Annotated in this window: 17 protein-coding genes, 1 pseudogene and 1 riboswitch; of the genes and pseudogenes, 6 read left to right on the top strand and 12 right to left on the bottom strand. The window is 39.8% G+C overall.

Features of this window, described 5'->3' with window-relative positions:
* Window positions 1-412 precede the first annotated feature (412 nt).
* Together IEV18_RS11005 and IEV18_RS11010 are read left to right on the top strand one after the other, a co-directional pair.
* Window positions 413-991, top strand: a complete 579-nt coding sequence (locus tag IEV18_RS11005) for a cysteine hydrolase family protein (RefSeq protein WP_188392433.1) — start codon at window positions 413-415, stop codon at window positions 989-991.
* Window positions 992-1,197: 206 nt separating this feature from the next.
* On the top strand, window positions 1,198-1,632 hold the full coding sequence (locus IEV18_RS11010; protein WP_188392434.1) for a VOC family protein: 435 nt from the start codon (window positions 1,198-1,200) through the stop codon (window positions 1,630-1,632).
* A gap of 164 nt (window positions 1,633-1,796) precedes the next feature.
* Here IEV18_RS11010 and IEV18_RS11015 read toward each other — a convergent pair whose 3' ends face one another.
* Both IEV18_RS11015 and IEV18_RS11020 read right to left on the bottom strand, forming a co-directional pair.
* Window positions 1,797-2,747: a cation diffusion facilitator family transporter gene (locus tag IEV18_RS11015; protein WP_188392435.1), complete on the bottom strand. Its 951-nt coding sequence runs from the start codon at window positions 2,745-2,747 to the stop codon at window positions 1,797-1,799.
* Window positions 2,748-2,764: 17 nt separating this feature from the next.
* Window positions 2,765-3,100, bottom strand: coding sequence for an ArsR/SmtB family transcription factor (locus tag IEV18_RS11020; protein ID WP_188392436.1), 336 nt, complete (start codon window positions 3,098-3,100; stop codon window positions 2,765-2,767).
* A gap of 355 nt (window positions 3,101-3,455) precedes the next feature.
* Here IEV18_RS11020 and IEV18_RS11025 point away from each other — a divergent pair, with 355 nt between their 5' ends.
* The 3 genes from IEV18_RS11025 to rsgA all read left to right on the top strand — a co-directional run bounded on the left by IEV18_RS11025 (window position 3,456) and on the right by rsgA (window position 6,384).
* Window positions 3,456-4,070: a MerR family transcriptional regulator gene (locus IEV18_RS11025; protein ID WP_188392437.1), complete on the top strand. Its 615-nt coding sequence runs from the start codon at window positions 3,456-3,458 to the stop codon at window positions 4,068-4,070.
* A gap of 288 nt (window positions 4,071-4,358) precedes the next feature.
* Entirely contained in the window at window positions 4,359-4,583 is a 225-nt protein-coding gene (locus IEV18_RS17260) for a hypothetical protein (RefSeq protein ID WP_229733631.1), read from the top strand.
* Window positions 4,584-5,292: 709 nt separating this feature from the next.
* The gene (gene rsgA, locus IEV18_RS11035; protein ID WP_229733632.1) at window positions 5,293-6,384 is read left to right on the top strand and encodes a ribosome small subunit-dependent GTPase A; all 1,092 of its coding nucleotides are present in this window, start codon (window positions 5,293-5,295) and stop codon (window positions 6,382-6,384) included.
* 114 nt (window positions 6,385-6,498) lie between these two features.
* Here rsgA and IEV18_RS11040 read toward each other — a convergent pair whose 3' ends face one another.
* The 10 genes and pseudogenes from IEV18_RS11040 to IEV18_RS11080 all read right to left on the bottom strand — a co-directional run bounded on the left by IEV18_RS11040 (window position 6,499) and on the right by IEV18_RS11080 (window position 13,427).
* Window positions 6,499-7,278 carry an energy-coupling factor transporter transmembrane component T family protein gene (locus IEV18_RS11040; RefSeq protein WP_188392439.1) on the bottom strand — a complete coding sequence of 260 codons (780 nt, stop codon included), beginning with the start codon at window positions 7,276-7,278 and terminating at the stop codon, window positions 6,499-6,501.
* Window positions 7,262-8,878 (bottom strand): ABC transporter ATP-binding protein, encoded by a 1,617-nt coding sequence (locus IEV18_RS17535; protein WP_308421567.1) that lies wholly within the window; start codon window positions 8,876-8,878, stop codon window positions 7,262-7,264. The genes IEV18_RS11040 and IEV18_RS17535 overlap by 17 nt, the downstream gene beginning before the upstream one ends.
* Window positions 8,829-9,434 carry an ECF transporter S component gene (locus IEV18_RS11050; protein WP_188392441.1) on the bottom strand — a complete coding sequence of 202 codons (606 nt, stop codon included), beginning with the start codon at window positions 9,432-9,434 and terminating at the stop codon, window positions 8,829-8,831. The genes IEV18_RS17535 and IEV18_RS11050 overlap by 50 nt, the downstream gene beginning before the upstream one ends.
* A gap of 11 nt (window positions 9,435-9,445) precedes the next feature.
* Window positions 9,446-10,036: a YkoF family thiamine/hydroxymethylpyrimidine-binding protein gene (locus IEV18_RS11055; protein WP_308421566.1), complete on the bottom strand. Its 591-nt coding sequence runs from the start codon at window positions 10,034-10,036 to the stop codon at window positions 9,446-9,448.
* Window positions 10,037-10,126: 90 nt separating this feature from the next.
* A riboswitch (TPP riboswitch) is annotated at window positions 10,127-10,226 on the bottom strand.
* 203 nt (window positions 10,227-10,429) lie between these two features.
* The gene (locus IEV18_RS11060) at window positions 10,430-11,116 is read right to left on the bottom strand and encodes a response regulator transcription factor (RefSeq protein WP_188392442.1); all 687 of its coding nucleotides are present in this window, start codon (window positions 11,114-11,116) and stop codon (window positions 10,430-10,432) included.
* Window positions 11,117-11,584 (bottom strand): sensor histidine kinase, encoded by a 468-nt coding sequence (locus IEV18_RS17665; protein ID WP_444542328.1) that lies wholly within the window; start codon window positions 11,582-11,584, stop codon window positions 11,117-11,119.
* Between the two features lie 30 nt (window positions 11,585-11,614).
* A pseudogene (locus IEV18_RS17670) lies at window positions 11,615-12,163 on the bottom strand (histidine kinase dimerization/phospho-acceptor domain-containing protein); the annotation flags it as partial.
* Window positions 12,164-12,280: 117 nt separating this feature from the next.
* Window positions 12,281-12,466, bottom strand: coding sequence for a DUF5957 family protein (locus IEV18_RS11070; protein WP_188392444.1), 186 nt, complete (start codon window positions 12,464-12,466; stop codon window positions 12,281-12,283).
* 6 nt (window positions 12,467-12,472) lie between these two features.
* Window positions 12,473-12,886, bottom strand: coding sequence for a DUF6220 domain-containing protein (locus IEV18_RS11075; RefSeq protein WP_188392445.1), 414 nt, complete (start codon window positions 12,884-12,886; stop codon window positions 12,473-12,475).
* Between the two features lie 154 nt (window positions 12,887-13,040).
* A complete protein-coding gene (locus IEV18_RS11080; RefSeq protein WP_188392446.1) occupies window positions 13,041-13,427 on the bottom strand; it encodes a hypothetical protein in 387 nt (128 codons plus the stop codon).
* 234 nt (window positions 13,428-13,661) lie between these two features.
* Between IEV18_RS11080 and IEV18_RS11085 the strand changes: the two genes are divergently transcribed.
* Window positions 13,662-14,123 carry a helix-turn-helix domain-containing protein gene (locus tag IEV18_RS11085; protein ID WP_188392447.1) on the top strand — a complete coding sequence of 154 codons (462 nt, stop codon included), beginning with the start codon at window positions 13,662-13,664 and terminating at the stop codon, window positions 14,121-14,123.
* The last annotated feature ends 2 nt before the right edge of the window (window positions 14,124-14,125 follow it).

A 14,125-nucleotide genomic window follows, 5' to 3' on the forward strand; every position in this document is an offset into this window, starting at 1 on the left:
GCAAACTAGCTAAGAGCTTTAGATAATACCCTGGCGTTTTTTTGGTTCTTGGTTTGTAGAACCGAACAAAAAACGCCAGGCACCAAGCGATGGTAATCGCGCGGTAGCCTAAGTAAGCGTACAAAAATAGAGTGCCGGAAATACTGGTGTGAGAAGGTTACCGAGAAAAGCTTGACACAAACATGAATAAAAGAGCATTAGCAAATTTTTTAGTAATGGTATAATATACATTTTTCAAGTCATCGGTTGTAAGGACCAGACAAAACATCCCGGTTTTTCTTTAATAAGAAACCGGGATTTTTTAATTGTTTTCCAAGCCATAGGAATGCGTTATAAATTATAAATATTTATAAACGATGTATGATACAACAAAGTCTGACTAGACGGGATTTTTAAAAATAGGGGGATTGCGGTGGTGCAGAATCCTGCGTTAATAATAGTTGATGTGCAGAAGGCTTTTGATGATAAGAAATGGGGAAAGAGAAATAACTTACAAGCAGAAGAAAATATAAAAAGGATCTTAAAAATATGGAGGGAAAAGGAATGGCCGGTGATTCATATTCAACATACGTCAGACAGTCCTAGTTCTCTATTTTATCCATTGAATAAAGGATTTGAAATCAAAGAAATTGTTAAGCCTATTCGTGGGGAAGTGGTCATAAATAAGAAAGTAAATAGCAGCTTTATCGGAACTAACTTAGAAGAACATTTAAAAGACAATAACATAACGACGGTAGCGATAACAGTGCTAACGACGCCTCATTGTGTTTCAACGACAGCTAGAATGAGCGGAAACTTGGGCTTCAAAGCTTATTTGGTTTCAGATGCTACGGCTGCTTTCGGTTTGAAGGATCAAAACGGCAAATACTATGACCCGGAAATAATTCATCATGTATCGTTAGCAACTTTGCATGACGAATTTGCTACAGTTCTTACGTCAGACGAATTAATAAACAGAATAAATGAAACTGATCATAGTATCTTAAAGTGAAAAAGGAACATTATATCTATACAAAAAACTTTAAGAAATTATTCGTATGAATCTCGGTTTGTTAAAAAGCGATTGTTTGCAAATTTCTGTCAAAAATGTATACTTGCACTGTATTTTTTATTTATACAAGGGCAGAATGTTCTTGAATACATTACTTTAATGAAGCAAGTATGTCTATTTCTAAAAAATGAATTGAGGTGTAAATTATGATTTTAGGTGTGTTCCCTTATGTAAGGACGAATGGCAATGGAAAAGAAGCGGTGGAATTTTACAAGGATGCATTCGATGCGGAGCTGCTTGGCATTCAAACTTATGGTGATTTTCCGGAGAATCCTGATTTTCCTCTTCCCGAAGAGCGAAGGAATCTTGTTGCCCATGCACAGTTAAAGATCGGCAATACATATTTGATGCTATCTGATAATTTTCCCGATGATCCATACAAAATTGGATTCCAATTAAACGGGGCTGTATTATTCACTGACGCCGCAAAAACTAAAGAAGTATTTGAAAAACTTTCCGCCGGCGGTGAAGTAATTTTGCCTTTGCAGGAAACCCCTTTTAGTCCGGCATATGGTCAGGTTAAAGACAAATTTAACATCACCTGGCAGATTTCTACGGTCACAGAAACGGATTTCAGTTAAATATTATTTCCATAAAAGAGAGGTGCTATTGTTTTTATGACATAGCACTTCTCTTTTTATTAGTTTGTGTAGTCAACGAACAAAAATAATAAGGAAAAGAATTATAGATGAAGAAGCAAGCAAATAAAAATCCTCCCCAGCTTAATACTGGAGAGGTGTATCCACTAATGATGATGGTGATGATGTACGGCAGGTGCTGCTTCCACGTTGCATAAAATCGAATTGTCGTGCAGATGGGCAGATGTTTCTAACTGAATCGTCATATGATGTATATTTTTATGTTCCAATTCATGCTCAATAGAGCGGAGCAATTGTTCACTTTCGCCAATGGTCATTTGATCGTCAACGACTGCATGGCAAGAAAGGGCATTTAACCCGCTTGTAATCGACCAAATATGCAAATCGTGCACACCGATAATGCCTTTCGTGTTTTGAATCGTTTGAATGACATCTTCCACATCGACATTTTGCGGCGTTCCTTCCATCAGGACATGAAGCCCTGATTTTGTAACGAAGTAGCCGCCGCGTAGTACAAGAATAGCAACGATAACACTGGCGAGCGGATCTGCCCAGCTCCAGCCGAAAAAGATAATCAAAAGTGCTGCAATAATGGCACCAATGGAACCGAGCATATCGCTTATGACATGCAAGTAGGCGCCGCGCAAGTTTAAATTTTCCTCCACATCCCCGCCGCGCATCATTATCCAAGCAACAACGATATTTACGAGCAACCCGATGGAAGCGATAATCAGCATTCCTTTTGATGCTACCTCTGGCGGATGCTGAAAACGGGAAATCGCTTCATAAAAAATATAAATGGCAATGAGAATCAGTGTTAGTCCGTTAAGTACTGCAGCCAATATTTCAAAACGTTTATATCCGTAAGTTTTGCTGTAGTTTGCAGCTTTTTCGCCAAGTATAAAGGCGAGGAGTGCAATGCCGAGGGAAATGGAATCACTTAACATATGACCTGCATCCGCAAGCAGCGCCAAACTATTCGTAAGAAAGCCTCCCGCCGCCTCCACAATCATGTAAAGAGTAATAATGATAAAACTGATACGCAAAACTTTTTTATTCGCACCATGTGAATGGTCATGACCATGGTGGTGTCCCATGTTAGTCCCTCCTATAATTAATGATGCAAAGCATGCTCAATCGCCTGCTTCAGTAAATTCATCACATGCTCGTCATCCTCTGAATAGTATAGCGTTCTTCCTTCTCTTCGATATTTAACCAGTCTCAAATTTTTTAAAAAACGCAGCTGGTGGGATACACTTGACTGGCTTAAATTTAATGTCTCAGCAATATCGGTGACGGAATGCTCTCCGGTACATAACAAGTTCAATATTCGAATTCTTGTCGGATCGCTTAGTGCTTTGAATGTTTGAGAAACGATAAATAGGGTTTCATCATCCAAATGTTGTCTTTCGTCACTTAATTCCTCTTCCTGTTGCTTCTCTTCAACCATTTTTCCACCTCAAATTAAAAATATTATATGAGCATATGTTCATATATATATTATACCGTGACGTGAAGAAATGTCAATGAAATATAATTAAAAAATTTCCGGGAAGAGGAGTTGGTATGGTTCCAATCGTATACAATAGATAACATCTCAGATGGTAGCTGTCAGCAATTGCTTCAAGAAGGATAACCAAATTAATATGCAGATTATAGTAACAAAAACTGCACCATAATACTTAAGCTGCAATAATGATTTTCAAGATTCTTAGATTTCCGTATACAATATTCGTTGGCCCTTGACTCTTACGTATACGTGAGAGTTTACAATAAGATTGGAAAAAGTTTTGGAGGGTTTTTCTATGTACAGTATCGGTAAAGTCGCTTCAGAAACAAATCTCACTGTTCGTACCCTCAGGTATTACGATGAAATTCACCTGCTGAAGCCATCGCATGTTGCTGAATCTGGATACCGCTATTACTCGAAAGAAGACGTTTTAAAATTGCAGCGAATACTGGCTTTAAAAGAACTCGGTTTTAACTTAAAACAAATTAAGGAAATTTTAGATCAGCATCAATGGAAAAATGTTTTTGAGGAACATTTGGCATTGATAGAAAGGGAACGGGAACGGCTGAACTATCAGGAAAAATTATCCCGGCTTTGTCTCCAACTGTCCATCGTGGAGCAGGATCTTAGTTGGGAAAATATTTTCCGTTTTGTCCGGCAGACACAAGCGGAGCAAAATCGCAAGACACAATTTCTCAATGAATATTTTGATGACCGTGAGCGTGAAATATTAAATAATCCGCTATTGAATATCGGAGAAAAAGAGGCAACGACACTGATCGAAATGTTAAAAACAGCAAATGAACAAAAGCATGAAGACCCGTCTTCTTTTAATAGGTCTAAACAAAGATATTTAAGTACTATGAAGCCCGCCCGCGTGCAAGTTTATAAGATTTTGAGGCTGGATTAATAAAAAGTCCAGCTTGATTTTTTGCTTTAATATTCCGATTACCTATCCAGTAAACGACTTTAGGCTATGTGACGTCAAATATGCTCTTCTTTCCAGAAATGGAAGTTGTATGTCCGGTCTGTCATGGGATGCGGTTCCAACGGCATATTTTATCGGTAAAATATTGCGGATACTCCATTAATGATATTTTAGAAAGTTCTGTGCAAGATTGCTTGGATATTTTTAAAGAGGAGAAAAAGTCAGGACTGTTATCGAATTGCTCGTCGAATAGGCTTAGGCTATTTAAAAATGGGACAATCATTAACAACATTGTCAGGCGGGGAAGGACAGCGGTTAAAGCTGGCAAAAGAACTATTGAAACAGGGAAATAAACAGTCATTATATTTGCCGACGACAGGATTACATCCAAATGATGTTGCACTATTATTGAAACTATTGAATCGCCTCGTGGATGCAGGCAATACGGTTATTATGGTAGAACATAACAGCCAAATGATTAGAGCCGCAGACTAGGTAATTGATTTAGGGCCGGAAGGGGGAGACACAGGTGGAAAAGTTATTGCAGAAGGAACGCCGGCGGATATTATGAAAAACAAAAACTCTTATACCGGACAGTATTTATAACAATAATAAAATTGTTATCGAAGTTTTTAATACCCACTTCGGAGGAAAAATCATGTTAGACATGCTCATAGAAGTGTTCCAAAGTCCATTTTGGAGCAAAGATGGCGTTGGAAGTGCTTATAGAAGCGTTCTAAAGTCACTTTTGAAGCGAAACCGGTGTAGAAAGTGCTTATAGAGGCGTTCTAAAGTCACTTTTGAAGCGAAATCGGTGCAGAAAGTGCTTATAGAGGCGTTCTAAAGTCACTTTTAAAGCGAAACCGGTGCAGAAAGGGCTTATAGAGGCGTTCTAAAGTCACTTTTGAAGCGAAACCGGTGTAGAAAGTGCTTATAGAAGCGTTCTAAAGTCACTTTTGAAGCGAAACCGGTGTAGAAAGTGCTTATAGAAGCGTTCTAAAGTCACTTTTGAAGCGAAACCGGTGTAGAAAGTGCTTATAGAAGCGTTCTAAAGTCACTTTTGAAGCGAAACCGGTGCAGAAAGGGCTTATAGGAGCATTCTAATGTCCATTTTGGAGCAAAAACGGCGTTGGAAGTGCTTATAAAGGTGCTCTAATATCCACTTTGGAGTGAAAGTGGTTACAATCAAAACTTTAGGAGGAAAATGAAATTGAATCAAAATGATATGAAAAATCTCGGGCTCACGGAGCAATTGTTTCAGGAGTCTAAATTATATAGCAATCTATTTATTGGACGTGTTTCATCCCAATCGAAGAATTTGTATAAAGTAATGACGGAAAGCGGTGAAATTACTGCTCAAGTCTCGGGTAAGTTTCACTTTCATACTCAGGATTTCTCACATTTTCCTGCGGTTGGAGATTTTGTCATGGTCGACCGGACGGATAATACCAAAGGAAATGGGGTAATACACCACGTGCTTCCTCGCAAAAGTGTCTTTGCACGGAAGGCAGCGGGTTCAAAAGATGATGTGCAAGTTGTTGCCGCAAATATTGATACTGTATTTATTTGTATGGCATTAAATAATGATTATAACCTGCGGAGGCTGGAACGTTATCTGTCTATTGCTTGGGACAGCGGGGCGATGCCAGTTGTTGTCCTCACTAAGTCGGATTTATGCAACGATATAGAGAGTAAAGTCTATGAAATATCTTCCATAGCTTTCGGAGTTGATGTTCATGTCACATCAAGTACTTCTGAGGAAGGCGTCGAGTCATTAAAGAAATATCTCGGCAATGGGCAGACAGTTGCCTTTATCGGTTCATCCGGAGTAGGCAAATCAACGTTAATTAATCGCCTTCTTGGCAGGAACCTTTTAGATACAGGGGAAACGAGAAAGGATGATAAAGGAAGGCATACGACGACTAGAAGAGAACTAATCATTTTTCCGGACTCCGGGGTTGTCATCGATACACCAGGCATGCGTGAACTCCGTATTATGCATGCTGATCTATCGAAAACCTTTGTCGATATAGAAGAATTAGCAGCAGAGTGCAAATTTAATGACTGCACCCATACAAATGAATCGGATTGTGCCGTGCAAAGGGAGATTCAAGCCGGAACTTTATCTGCAGATAGACTGGAAAGCTACCGAAAACTATTGAAAGAGAAGAAATATGAAGGGCTTAATTCTAAAATGATTGAAAGAGAAAAGCTAAATGCTATGTTTAAGGAAATGGGCGGCATGAAAAGTGCCAAGAAATTTTTAAACAATCAAAAGAGGAAAAAACGAAGATAAAAGAAAATTGCGCTACGATCAAGATACGTTTTTCCCACTGTCCATATAACTAAGAGAAAAAAGGTCTGCAAGCTAGAGTTGCAGGCCTTTTCTAGTGTAATAAGTCTAATTCGTTTAAAATTGTTTTCCAAAAATATTTAAATAACCGAGATAATAGGATGTAATATATATGACTGCTAACCCTCCAATCAGCAATGCAAGAAACATCCAGTCTTTTTTTTGTACGGTCAATTGATGAAAGTGGGTGCGCTCACGTTCACCGGTAAAACCTTTCGATTCCATGGCAATTGCAACTCGTTCCGCTTTTCGGATTCCGCTTGCCAACAATGGGATGGAATATCTTTTAAGCTGTTGCAGCTTGCCTTTTATTCCTTTCGTTCTGTGGACACCGCGAATGCGATGGGCTTGTTTTAAGATTTCCATTTCTTCACGAAAACTCGGAAGAAATCGGTACCCGGCAAGGATTCCATACGTTATTTTGGGCGGTACTTTACACTGCTGCATTAAACTGAGCATAAATTTTGTTGAATCTGTAGTCAGGGCAAATAATAAGGACAACGAAACGAAACAGAGGGAACGCAGGGCAAGGCTGCACCCTGTTATGACACTTCCTTCCGTAATTTCCAAACCCCAAATGGTAAACAAAACCTTTCCATATGAAAAGGTCTGATTGGCATATAAAATGGTCATCCATGCAAAACTTGCAGCGACAATAAGGAAGGGACTGAAAAATTTTAACCATTTGCTAATAGGGATATCACTCATTGTAAAGGTAACAATTAAGATGAAAATGAAATAGAGTAAAGGTGTAAACACATCAAAGGTAAATCCGAGCATTATCCCTGGAATCAGTACCGCGATTGCTTTAATCGATGGATTAATAGACGAGATCATAGACGGGTACTCCTTCATCGTGGCTTTTCATTCGATAAGGCAGGCACAATCTGGCTTTCTTTAGTATCTCTTTTCTTCCCCATAGATTGTCTGGAATACCGTCATAGATAATTTTTTGCTGATGCAAAACAATCACCCGATCAACTTGATCCACGATATCCATATCATGGGTGACAAATACAATCGAAGTGCCGTTCTCTCTTAGCTTTTCAATAATATTCATTAACTCTTCCATTGTTTGTGCATCTTGGCCAGACGTAGGCTCATCAAAAAATAGTATATCCGGAGTTTCATCAAGCATCGTTGCAACGCTTAGCCGGCGTTTTTCCCCTCCGCTCAGAGAAAACGGATTACTGTGACGATGCTTTATTAGATGAAATTGCTGCATAAGCTGATTGGCAGTTGATTTTATTTTTTCCTCCGATTCTTCGTTTAGTTTCATCCCAAAGGTTATTTCATCATATACCGTATCTGTTATAAATTGGTGCTCCGGGTTCTGAAAAACAAAACCTATCCGTTTTCTGAGCTCTTTTTCATTCCAGTGATGGAGGAAAACATCTTGAAAGTAAATTTCCCCATTTGTTGGCTTGAGCAGTCCGGCCATCAGTTGGAGGAGGGTGGATTTCCCGGCACCGTTTTCTCCGGCAATCGCCACAAATTCCCCGTGGCGGATTTCCAGATTCATATTTTTTAGAATCATCTGCTCGTTTCTTTTAAAGGATAAATTTTCTATAGAAATAATCACTTTATCAAATGAGGTTGGAATGCTTTTGCTGTTTTGATGGTTTAAACAATCATCAAACTGCTGTGGCAAAAACACCCCCTCTTCCCGAAGTCTATTTTTGTTTTCGGAAAAAACTGTATTTACCTCTCCGTCAGCAATAATTCTTCCGTTACTTCCCATAACAAGAACTCTATCCGCTATTTCGAACCAGTCATTGATTTGATGTTCAATAATGAAAACAGTTATACGAAACTGTCTTTGCATACTGCGGATAAGTCGGATGAATTCCAAACGGGATACAGGGTCTAAGTTTGCAGTCGGCTCATCTAGTATTAGCAATTCCGGCTCCAGCAGGAGAACTGATGCCAATGCAATTTTTTGCTTTTGTCCCCCCGAAAGTTCGTGAATCTTTCTTTTTTGAAAACCATCCATCCCGATTTGTTGTAAAACGGCCGATATCCGTTTTGGCATTTCCGCATTGGGTATTTTCCGATTTTCTAGCGTAAAGGCAAGTTCATCTTCAACGGTTAGCATGCAAAATTGACTGTCCGGATCCTGAAAGACGATGCCAATTTTTTGATTGATTTCCCCTTTGTGAAAATCGCGGATATTTTTGCCCCGAAAAAAGATCGAACCCGAACTTGTGCCTTCCACCGCTTCTGGATACAAGCCGTTTAAACAAAGAGCAAGGGAGCTTTTTCCAGATCCGCTTGGACCCATTAAGAGAGTCGTTTCCCTTTCGTATAGTTCAAAGGACAGTTGGTGAAATAATGGTTTATTGAGGTTTTCGTAGGAAAAAGAGAAATCTTTAACTGCCAGAACCGGTTTACGCTGCCCCTTGTTCACGTTGTTTTTGCAGCTCCTTTCCAAGTGCATATCCACGTAGGACCCCCGTCTTTGCCAGTTGATCGCTAATCCACTTTCCTAACACACCTGCGAGCAGTGCGCCGCTAAAGACCCTTACTGCAAATGTTGCAACGATGACCCCAGGTGCGAGTGCAATATTTCCTGCATAGAAAAGATGCCAGGCAAAACTGATAACTGCAGCGGTCATTCCGGATAAAACTAAAACTCGCAATCTATAATCCTTCCATCTCGTTAAGGCAAAAGCGAGTTCCGCACCTGCCCCTTGTACTGCAGCGGATAAAATTAGTCCGGGACCAGCAGCAGTACCGAGCAATACCTCGGTAATACCGGCAATTACCTCAGCGGTAAAAGCAGCTCCAGGCTTACGGATAATATAAGCAGCGATAATCGAAACGATAAACCAGATTCCAAAAATAATTTCATAGCCAAAAGGTGCAAGCCCAAACGGAGCAAGGATATTTCTTATACCTTGCCCGATTAGGAAGAAAGCCAGATAGATAATACCGAATACGACACCTAATATTGACATTAATACAATCTCTTTTAATTTCCATTGGTTGCCCATGTTTTTCCTCCTTATCGATTTGTAGGGCTATTTGCTGATAGGCTGAAGGTCATCGTGACATGGGAAACTTTTTGCTGAACGAGGTCAAACGATTCATATAGTGCTTGGAAGATATCGTGGACATCCCCGTCAAGTCTTGTTGCATAGTGAACCGAAGTGACGTCCACATTGCGATCGTTTGACAGATTAATTTGTTCATAGATTTTGTCCATATAGTCCTCTGTTCCCATTGGGTAGAGAGCAAATTTGCAGCCGGCAGGTTGAGAAATTTCACTCATCTTTTCCTCGTTCACCGGCACGTCCGTCTCGTCCATATAAACATCTGCTTCACTATCACCGGGACAGCCGATGGAGAAGGTTCCGTTCATGGCGACGTGCTCGCCGGTTTTTGCTGCGTGAAGGAAGACGGCTTTCACAACATCAAAGACATGAACCATTTTCCCGCGGATACACGTACTAATATCATCAGTCTCCATCCACACTTTCGAAGTATCCACTTCTTCCAGAGTTGAGAGAATAATATTTACAAACTGGTCACTCATTGGATGCAAACTGAATTGACAGCCTGCAATTCTGCTCGTTCCGCAATATTGATTCATCATCGATCTCCTCCTAAAAAAATGGTAAAGAAAAAACTGCATTCCTGGGGAATGCAGTTTTACAGTATGTATCACATATATAACGCATGGATATATACAGAAACTACACTTCCCCACGCTAGTATTATCCAGTTCGGGTAATAAGGGTTGGATTTCTCCTCTCAGCCGCTATGCAGCACCCCTAGTGTAAATCGGATATGCAATTTTTTCTCACCTTAAAAGTTACCATAGTTTTGTTTGTTTGTAAAGGGAGCGGTGAAAAAATAAGCCGAAAGGAGGAAGTTCGTCTGTTTTTTGCCAGGTAATGAGAAAAAGATAGTGGTAAGGCGAATGCAGCTCTGTTTTCGCAAAAAATTTGCCGGAGGAACTCGCACAACGCTCCCCCGGCTGGATAATTTAGTTCTTAAACCGATAGCCGACACCCCAGATCGTTTCAATAAATTGTGGATTGGATGGATCCTCTTCGATCTTTTCACGAATTTTCCGGATATGAACGGTGACGGTCGTAATATCTCCCAGGGAGTCGTATCCCCAAATCCGTTCAAATAATTGTTCTTTCGTAAAAACGATATTCGGATTCGATGCGAGGAAAAATAATAAATCAAATTCCTTCGCAGTAAAGGTTTTTTCTTTTTCATGTACAAAAACCCTTCGGGAATCAGGATCAATCCGTAAATTTTTTATATGAATATCATTCTGCGTCTGATCCTTTTTTGTTAACCGTTCATACCTGGCAATATGCGCTTTTACTCTGGCGACCAGTTCATTTGGGTTAAACGGTTTCACAATGTAATCGTCGGCGCCCCGGTCAAAGCCCCGAATTTTATCGATATCCTCTTTCCTTGCTGTGACCATTAATATAGGAATGTCTAATGTTTGCCGCAATCTTTTGCATAATTCGAAACCGTCTATGCCGGGAAGCATTAAGTCTAAAAGAATAAGATGATAGTCCCTCTTGGCTGCCAGTTTTATCCCTTCTTCTCCCGTCGTGGCAATGTCGCTTTCAATCCCGTTCACTTCTAAATAGTCCCGCTCCAATTCGGCAATATTCCGTTCGTCTTCAATGATTAGTACTTTTGGCATTTACATCACCTTTTTCAATGTAAAAAATATACTCGTCCCTTTTCCAGGTTTGCTTTCTGCCCAGATCGTTCCGCCATGACCTTCAATGATTTTCTTCACAATCGATAAACCGAGCCCGCTTCCTCCGGTAGATGAATTTCGGGAAGCATCGGTCCGGTAAAAACTGTCAAAAAGATAGGGGAGGTCTTCGTTATCAATACCGATTCCGTTATCTTTTATTTCCACGGTTACCCGGTTTTCCTCTGCTGTTAAATATACGTTGATTTCCTTTTTCTCCTTGTCGATATATTTTAAGCTGTTTTGGATAATATTCATTACCGCCCGTTTTAGCTTTTCCCTATCTGCATGGACGATATAGGAATCGTCAGGATTTGCGATTAATGCTGCACTTCCATTTTCCTTTTCGATCTGAAAGGAGAGTTCATCAATAAAATCTGCGAAATAGGAATAGAGGTCGACTTTCTCCATATAGAATGGAATCTTTTCCGTGTCCAGCTTGGAATATAATAATAATTCATCTATCAGTTCATTCATTTCATTCGCCGTCTTATCAATCGTTTCCAAATATCGCTCCATTTTTTCCGGCGTGTTGGCAACTCCGTCTTTAATTCCAGTAATATAGCCTTTTATCGAAGTGATCGGGGTTTTTAAATCATGGGAAATGGAGGCAATTAATTCTTTCCGGTTTTGTTCATACTGCAGCTGGGCTGCTTTCGCTTCTTTTAATTTCACCCGCATCGCATCAAACGTATTCGTCAATTCGCCAAGCTCGTCTTTTTTATCGGAGGAGATGCGATAATCTAAATCTCCCTCGCTGATTTTCCTGGCAGCAACAGTTAGCTTCTTAATTGGGGTAAGAATACTTTTGGAAACGTAGTAAGTTAACAGTCCATTCGTTATAACTAAAATGACGACCATAGCAATAAAGCGTAAACGGATAAACAGGTCTACGTCATTTCCTTCCGGGCTGCCTTTAAATAATATGAAAAATAAATATCCTAAAAGAATTTCAATGAAAAAGAAACAGAAAATAGGAATAACTATCATGCCGATGTTAGTTAACAACAATCTTTTTCGGATGGACAAACAGATCACCTGCTAGTGAATTGATTTTTTCATTTATTATAATCGATGTTTATTGCCGGATTAAAGATTTTAGTGTTCTCACCTTTTTTGGTCTAATGCCGGTACAACAATTGCACAAAGGATGGCAGTGAAATAGGGAAGGTATTTGATACCTATAGGCTGACCTATAAACCACATTCCAATGATGCCAATCATGCTCGACAACGCAATGCCCAAAAGGAAACCGCCAACAAGCCCTATGAAAACAGATAAAAATAATCGCATTTTTTATTATTCCTCCTCAGATTTGTTTTGGCTAAAGATGAATGTCCATGAGTTTTTCACAATGAAACAAGACAGCACCAGCAGTACGATGGCAAAGATGACGTGCATCGGACCAACAAATGGTACAACGGATTTGAAGTTTGCTGTGAAGTACATGAGAAAGATAGACAGAAACACTCCAAAAATTTGCCAATAGGACCAGCGAGGCATGCGTCCCAAGATGGCGAAGACAAGCATGAATAACGGTAAATTAAATCCGAAAATATGAACAAAAGTCATATGCTTCATCCAAGCGCTTACGTCGGCAAAAATTGCAATTCCTGCAATATAAATTTGTACGAAGACACATGCTACAAATGCAGCAGTCAGCAGCAAATAAATAAATCTAGCGTAACGTAATCTTGTATTTGTCGTTTTCAAATTGATTCCCTCCTCAAATGTTTGATTTCATCATACGGGGTAAATCTAAACGGACGCTTAGCAATTACTTAAATAATTCTTAAATAATGAACCGTCTCTTATTATTGCCAAGTAAAAAGCCATCCCAAGAAGAGATGGCGTTGACTATCGATTGCTATTTCTTGATTTTCATCAAAATGCTTGCAATCCCTCCGGCAAACAGACCCCAGATTGCATTTGTTGTCAGCACGCTAATCATCGCCAAAGGATTCGTTAATGGTCCTTGAAGTTGTCCGGCGAGAATCGGTGATAGGATGCCGCTGACAAGGATGACTAATATTCCGTACCCGATTCCGACGGCAAGCAATGTTTGAATCGGCTGTGGGTCTTGTTTTATGAGAACAGTCAAAATCCAGATGATTGTAATACATATTGTTGCTGCAATGCTGGCGAAAGGCTGGCCGATAATATCCGATATTCCGAGCATGCTCATTATTGGCCGGATAAGGGCAATGAAAGAAAGGATGATAATAAGATTCCAATTTAACTTTTTGTTAACCATTTTGTCTGAACTCCTTTTCTTTATAAAATTTGATCTTGCATGTATTACAATAATGGCAACATCTTATAAGAATCTAAACGAATTATTAAATAGTTCTTAAATGTAAAGTCGGCGTCTGGAGTGTTATTGCAGATAAATAGTCTCTGCAACTAACGTTAACAATATTTGTATATATCGGTTGGTGTTGATTCCTTTATATTTGCGGTAGCATAGAAAACAGGGGGTATGAAAAGTATGAATGATACGAAAAACAATATTGCAGCTAATCTTCGCTATTTACGGAACCGGAACCGCTTGTCCCAGGAAGAGGTAGCCGAAAAAATTGGTGTTTCTCGGCAAGCGGTGGCGAAATGGGAAAACGGAGATTCGCTGCCGGACATATTAAACTGTGACGCATTAGCGGATCTGTATGATGTCTCCTTGACCGACTTGGTGCGGCATGACGCGGAAAAAGAAGGTGTGCCGATTCCGCCAAAGGATAAACATATTTTTGGCGTCGTGACGATCGGAGAAAGAGGACAGATATCTTTGCCGAAAAAAGCACGGGAAACCTTGAATCTGCATCCGGGTGATACATTGCTCGTTTTAGGGGATACGAATCCGTTAACGAAAGGCATTGCCTTAATCGACAGTCAGACATTCCTGAGAATGACAGGACAGGCTGTAGAAAACATTTTTCATAAAGGAGATAAATGAGC

This window comes from Compostibacillus humi (assembly GCF_014637175.1).
GTDB classification, from domain to species: Bacteria; Bacillota; Bacilli; order Bacillales; family Amphibacillaceae; genus Oceanobacillus; species Oceanobacillus humi.

What these genes read in the sequence shown, in the direction of transcription:
- IEV18_RS11060 (WP_188392442.1), bottom strand. Translation starts at nt 11,116, where the DNA reads ATGCCAAAAGTACTAATCATTGAAGACGAACGGAATATTGCCGAATTG.
- IEV18_RS11050 (WP_188392441.1), bottom strand. Translation starts at nt 9,434, where the DNA reads ATGGGCAACCAATGGAAATTAAAAGAGATTGTATTAATGTCAATATTA.
- rsgA (WP_229733632.1), top strand. Translation starts at nt 5,293, where the DNA reads ATGAAATTGAATCAAAATGATATGAAAAATCTCGGGCTCACGGAGCAA.
- IEV18_RS11055 (WP_308421566.1), bottom strand. Translation starts at nt 10,036, where the DNA reads ATGATGAATCAATATTGCGGAACGAGCAGAATTGCAGGCTGTCAATTC.
- IEV18_RS11020 (WP_188392436.1), bottom strand. Translation starts at nt 3,100, where the DNA reads ATGGTTGAAGAGAAGCAACAGGAAGAGGAATTAAGTGACGAAAGACAA.
- IEV18_RS11070 (WP_188392444.1), bottom strand. Translation starts at nt 12,466, where the DNA reads ATGCGATTATTTTTATCTGTTTTCATAGGGCTTGTTGGCGGTTTCCTT.
- IEV18_RS11010 (WP_188392434.1), top strand. Translation starts at nt 1,198, where the DNA reads ATGATTTTAGGTGTGTTCCCTTATGTAAGGACGAATGGCAATGGAAAA.
- IEV18_RS17260 (WP_229733631.1), top strand. Translation starts at nt 4,359, where the DNA reads ATGGGACAATCATTAACAACATTGTCAGGCGGGGAAGGACAGCGGTTA.
- IEV18_RS11040 (WP_188392439.1), bottom strand. Translation starts at nt 7,278, where the DNA reads ATGATCTCGTCTATTAATCCATCGATTAAAGCAATCGCGGTACTGATT.
- IEV18_RS17665 (WP_444542328.1), bottom strand. Translation starts at nt 11,584, where the DNA reads ATGGAGAAAGTCGACCTCTATTCCTATTTCGCAGATTTTATTGATGAA.
- IEV18_RS11085 (WP_188392447.1), top strand. Translation starts at nt 13,662, where the DNA reads ATGAATGATACGAAAAACAATATTGCAGCTAATCTTCGCTATTTACGG.
- IEV18_RS11015 (WP_188392435.1), bottom strand. Translation starts at nt 2,747, where the DNA reads ATGGGACACCACCATGGTCATGACCATTCACATGGTGCGAATAAAAAA.
- IEV18_RS11080 (WP_188392446.1), bottom strand. Translation starts at nt 13,427, where the DNA reads ATGGTTAACAAAAAGTTAAATTGGAATCTTATTATCATCCTTTCTTTC.
- IEV18_RS17535 (WP_308421567.1), bottom strand. Translation starts at nt 8,878, where the DNA reads ATGCACTTGGAAAGGAGCTGCAAAAACAACGTGAACAAGGGGCAGCGT.
- IEV18_RS11025 (WP_188392437.1), top strand. Translation starts at nt 3,456, where the DNA reads ATGTACAGTATCGGTAAAGTCGCTTCAGAAACAAATCTCACTGTTCGT.